The 2366-nt window shown below is 66.9% G+C and carries 6 protein-coding genes; 5 read left to right on the top strand and 1 reads right to left on the bottom strand.

The annotated features are described in order from the left end of the window. Positions 1-7: 7 nt before the first annotated feature. Positions 8-163, bottom strand: a complete 156-nt coding sequence (locus tag AC08OV_RS13060) for a hypothetical protein (RefSeq protein WP_476619727.1) — start codon at positions 161-163, stop codon at positions 8-10. 139 nt (positions 164-302) lie between these two features. Between AC08OV_RS13060 and AC08OV_RS13055 the strand changes: the two genes are divergently transcribed. The 5 genes from AC08OV_RS13055 to AC08OV_RS13035 all read left to right on the top strand — a co-directional run bounded on the left by AC08OV_RS13055 (position 303) and on the right by AC08OV_RS13035 (position 2216). Next, positions 303-440 (top strand): hypothetical protein, encoded by a 138-nt coding sequence (locus AC08OV_RS13055; protein ID WP_476619726.1) that lies wholly within the window; start codon positions 303-305, stop codon positions 438-440. Positions 441-551: 111 nt separating this feature from the next. Next, positions 552-797: a hypothetical protein gene (locus AC08OV_RS13050; protein WP_045878334.1), complete on the top strand. Its 246-nt coding sequence runs from the start codon at positions 552-554 to the stop codon at positions 795-797. Then, positions 794-1195 (top strand): type II toxin-antitoxin system VapC family toxin, encoded by a 402-nt coding sequence (locus AC08OV_RS13045; RefSeq protein ID WP_476619725.1) that lies wholly within the window; start codon positions 794-796, stop codon positions 1193-1195. Before AC08OV_RS13050 ends, AC08OV_RS13045 begins: the two co-directional genes overlap by 4 nt. 141 nt (positions 1196-1336) lie before the next feature. Further along, complete coding sequence (locus AC08OV_RS13040) at positions 1337-1897, top strand: OsmC family protein (RefSeq protein ID WP_476619724.1); 561 nt, start codon at positions 1337-1339, stop codon at positions 1895-1897. A 181-nt stretch (positions 1898-2078) separates the two neighbouring features. Further along, on the top strand, positions 2079-2216 hold the full coding sequence (locus tag AC08OV_RS13035) for a hypothetical protein (protein ID WP_476619723.1): 138 nt from the start codon (positions 2079-2081) through the stop codon (positions 2214-2216). Positions 2217-2366: the final 150 nt, after the last annotated feature.

Genomic DNA, 2366 nt, shown 5'->3' with positions numbered 1-2366 from the left:
ATGTCTACTAAATCGGGAACGCTCCAGCCAGCACCTGTCCGAATACGCCGAGCACGGTGAGCGTGACGACCGTGACGGCGACACCCGCCGCCAGGTGTCGACGTGCGGTCGCCGCTTCGACCTGATCTTCCTTTGCCACCGTGACAGCAAGCCTCGTGGACACTTAGGGTAATCATTCGGCGCATGCGACTTTGTGCAAGTTCTGTGATCAAGCGTATTACCCCTGCCTCGAAGCAACTGTCGGTCGGCCGTACGCCTTGTACGCCCACGGTGGCTCCGACACCACGGGCGCGGTCCGGAGTGTGGAGACGATCGCCACGGGCTTGAAGTGGAAGCGTCTGCGCGAGCCGCTGTCGATCGTCGGCGAGGTGGATGCCGCGGCGCGTGAGGCCTGCTGGGAACTCGGCGCCACCGTCGCCGCGTCGCTGATGGCCGGCTGACGGCGACGTCCCGCGCAAGCGGCGGAGGTGGTGTGAGGCACCCACGAACGCTTCTGGCGAGGGCGACTCGAGGATTCATGCGTGATGCATGAAGCGTGGTAGCCTGGACAGATGAGCGAGTCTGCCGACGGGGGCATCATCCAGGTGCGCGATGTCGATCCGACGACGCTCGCGGTCCTCCGCGAACGTGCCAGATCGCTCGGCCAGTCACTGTCCGGGTACTTGCGGGACCTGATGGATGCCGATGCGGCCACGGAGACCAACGCGGAGGTCATCGCCCGCATCGCTCGCGACAGGGAACCGGTGGAGCTCACCATGGATGACATCCTCGCGGCGCGCGATGAGGGGCGGCGTTGACCCTCACGTACGTGGTTGACTGCTCGCTCGTCATTGATGTGCTGTCCGTCCGCGATGGCGACGAGGTGCTCCGGCAGCGCCTATCCACCCCGCGCACGCTGCACGCCCCGCACCATCTCGACGTCGAGGTCGCGTCAACAGTCCGCGGGCTTGCCGCGGGCAAGAAGATCACTGACCATCGCGGCGAGCAGATGCTGGCTGACTACGCGCGCCTGCGGATCACCCGTCATCCGGTCTGGCCCTACCATCCCCGGATGTGGGAGCTGCGGCACAACCTCGGTGCCTACGACGCCGCCTACATCGCGCTCGCCGAAGCGCTCGGCTGCGACCTGCTCACCGGCGACACCAAACTCAAGAACGCCACCGGACACCGCGCGATGGTCATCGTCACCCGATAGCAGGCACGGGCGCGTTTCCCTCTTCCTTCGACCCCGAGGCCGGCCGGGAAGTACGACGTCAGGACGTCCCTGCGTGCCCGTGCTTGTCCGGGAAGGTCAGTGGGAGGGCAGGCCCAGGTTTGTCAGGATCTCGCGGAGGCGGTGGCGGCCCGCCGTCGACTCCGGGCCCGCGAGGCGGGCGATTACCCGGTCGCTCCAGGTGCCTTCCAGGCCGAAGCGGGCGTTGTAGACGGACAACCGCTGGTCGTAGGTAAGGACGCGACCGCGGCGGGCACCTTCGCGGGCCCGGTGCTGCTTCGGGCGCGGTCCGAGGCCGTCGGGCGCAGCGGGGTTCGACGGATCCGGATCCGGGACCACCAGATCCTCAGTGACTCGCCCCCGGACTATGCCGGTGCCAACCTCGGGCTGAGTTCGCCCGAGCTCGTCCTCGGCGTGTTCGCCAGCTGCCTGACGCACATGTTCGAGATCGTCGCCGCCCGGTTGGATGTCCCCCTCGACGAGATCAGCGTGGAGGTCGAGGGTCACATGGAGCCCCGCGCCGGCCGGTCGGGCTTCGAGGACGTGCCTCGCGCACCGCACCACATCACCTACCAGGTCCATGTCACGTCCCCGGCGTCCCCGGAGCAGATCAGAGTGTTGCACCGGACCGTCGAGGAGGAGTGCCCGCCGTCCAGGTATTTCACCGGAACCGCGACTTTGTGATGGTCCAGATACGTTGGTCCTGCTCGTCGGCCTGAAGGCCACGTGGCGTAATTAGTAGACGTACGCGGGTTTCCGCAAGTTCTGCGACGGCGTCTACTATCCGATCTTGGAAGCGACAGTTGGCCATCCGTAGGCCCTCTATGTCCACGGCAACAGTGACACGATCGGAGCGATCCGCGGAGTGGAGACCATCGCCGCCGGGCTGAGGTGGAAGCGTCTGCTGGAGCCACTGTCGATCCTCGGTGAGGTGGACGTCGCGGGCCGCGAGGCCTGCCGGGAGCTCGGGGCGACGGTGGCGGCCAGCCTGATGCCCGGGTGATCTGGACGAGTCAGGCAGGTCGTAGGAAAAGGGAGGCTGTTTGCTCGTGCGTAACGACGCAGCGGACATCGGTGGCCGCTGGCATCGGTGTCGACACCGGAGAGGAGCGTCCATTCAGGGGTGGGCGGGCGTGGCCCGCTGACCTTGGGG

This window comes from Frankia sp. CeTa3Moorea (assembly GCF_978021225.1).
Note: the sequence above shows the minus strand (reverse complement) of the source record. Positions and strands in the feature narration are given on the sequence as shown.

Coding starts and splice junctions, on each gene's coding strand:
- AC08OV_RS13050 (WP_045878334.1), top strand. CDS start 552: ATGAGCGAGTCTGCCGACGGGGGCATCATCCAGGTGCGCGATGTCGAT.